This window comes from Ruegeria sp. AK4, assembly GCF_056541025.1.
This window is the reverse complement of sequence record NZ_JBQFXS010000067.1, coordinates 1-1366: the sequence shown is the minus strand read 5'-3', so window position 1 is coordinate 1366 and position 1366 is coordinate 1. Positions and strand designations below refer to the sequence as shown.

Here is a 1366-nt window from a genome sequence, read left to right as displayed (position 1 = left end):
ATGTCCTGTGTGGGTGGCGCCTGCATTGCAAGTGTTTTCTGCGTTGATAGCGGCGGTCCGTCAGTACTGTCGTGTGTTTGGCCTGTTCACGCAGCCATTGTTGTCGGCTGCTGGCCTTGATGAGTTCCGCAAGTAAGGTTCCTATCGGCTAAACGACCTCGGTTTGGGCCGCGACATTCGTCGGAGTGTCCTGGCTTTTGGTTGACTTAAGTCCGCATCATCACATCAAACGTCTTGCATCTCTGGGCAGGTCGGCCTGTTCAGGCGGTCGGCTGCCGGTACTCCTGTTGTTTCGTCAGTATCGCCCAGATGAACCGGGCGCTCTTGTTGGCCATGGCGACCGTCGCCAACCGAAACGGTTTCTCTGCGAGGATTCTGGCGCTCCAGATATCTATGCGCTCCGGATGCTTCCTGCCCATCAGGGCACGGGATGTCATGCCGGTGATCAGGAGCTTTCGGATGTAGCGGTCGCCCTTCTTGGTGATCTTGCCTAGCTTTTCCTTTCCGCCGCTGGATTTGTTGAGCGGGGTCAGCCCCAGCCAGGCCGCAAGATCGCGGCCAGTCCGGAATTGCTTAGCATTTCCGATGGTCGCCACGATTGCGGAGGCGGTAATCGGGCCGACGCCCGGCATGCGCATCAGGCGCCGGGCGCCGGCATCCAGCAGCGCATGCTTCTCGATCATCTTTGAATAGCCTTCAACGCGCTCGTGACCGCCAAGAAACTGGTAGCAGACTGTGCCGAGAATGCCGCTCGCCAGATCCGGCATGTCGGGCCGTTCCCCTTCAAGGTGGCGTTTGGCGAAGGCAATCACAGCCTCGATCCCGCTCTGCAGCACATGGCCGAATTCGCGCAGAAGGCTTCGGATCATGTTCGCCAGCTGCGTGCGCTGCCGGACTGCGAGATCCCGCGTGCGGTGCAGCGCCAGGATTGCCTGCTGGTCTTCGGATTTCACTTCGACGAACCGCATTGTTGGCCGACGGACGGCCTCGCAGATCGCCTCGGCATCAGCGGCGTCGGTCTTGCCGCGCTTTACATAGGGTTTGACATAGGCTGCTGGCATTAGGCGTACATCATGGCCCAGTCTGCTGAGTTCACGGCCCCAATAGTGGGCGGAGCCGCAGGCTTCAATGCCGACAACACAGCGCGGAAGGGCCTCGAAAAACGCAAGCAACTTCGGGCGCTTGATCTTCTTGTTGAATATCTTGCGGCCAGCGGCCGAAATTCCATGAACCTGGAACACGTCCTTGGCCAGATCCAGTCCAACTGTTTTAACTGTCATTGGGTGGCTCCTTTCCTAGCAGTCCAAGACAACTGCAGTATGGCGCATCGCGACGCCGGTGGAGCAGGAGCCACCCACTCCATCCG

The 1366-nt window shown here is 59.3% G+C and carries 1 protein-coding gene; it reads right to left on the bottom strand.

All coding sequences use genetic code 11. The features are described from left to right. Positions 1-260: 260 nt before the first annotated feature. Positions 261-1280: an IS110 family RNA-guided transposase gene (locus tag ACR0EZ_RS25870; RefSeq protein WP_480617708.1), complete on the bottom strand. Its 1020-nt coding sequence runs from the start codon at positions 1278-1280 to the stop codon at positions 261-263. Between the last annotated feature and the right edge of the window lie 86 nt (positions 1281-1366).

What these genes read in the sequence shown, in the direction of transcription:
- ACR0EZ_RS25870 (WP_480617708.1), bottom strand. Translation starts at nt 1,280, where the DNA reads ATGACAGTTAAAACAGTTGGACTGGATCTGGCCAAGGACGTGTTCCAG.